The sequence below is a fragment of the Gilliamella sp. App6-5 genome, assembly GCF_001690525.1.
In the GTDB taxonomy this organism is placed as follows: domain Bacteria; phylum Pseudomonadota; class Gammaproteobacteria; order Enterobacterales; family Orbaceae; genus Gilliamella; species Gilliamella apicola_H.
Genome location: NZ_LZGT01000067.1, coordinates 1 through 331 on the forward strand (window position 1 = coordinate 1; position 331 = coordinate 331).

General features: G+C 49.2%; 1 protein-coding gene. It reads left to right on the forward strand.

Translation table 11 applies throughout. The features are described 5' to 3' along the window. Positions 1 to 331 (forward strand): 4Fe-4S dicluster domain-containing protein (locus tag A9G24_RS07605; protein WP_176700506.1); only part of this gene is annotated, 331 nt, incomplete at both ends.

Consider the following 331-nt stretch of genomic DNA (forward strand, 5'->3'; position numbering starts at 1 on the left):
CGCAAAAGTGGTGCCGCCTGAAGCGATGGAAAACGCCCCTGCCAGCCTGCATTCGCTGGATGTGAAATCGCGTGATATGCGCGGGCAGAAATATGTCTTGCAGGTGGCACCGGAAGATTGCACCGGTTGTAACCTGTGCGTCGAAGTTTGCCCGGCGAAAGACCGTCAGAATCCAGAGATTAAAGCCATCAATATGATGTCTCGCCTGGAACATGTCGAAGAAGAGAAAATCAATTACGATTTCTTCCTCAACCTGCCAGAAATCGACCGTAGCAAACTGGAACGTATTGATATTCGTACATCGCAGCTGATTACACCGCTGTTTGAATAT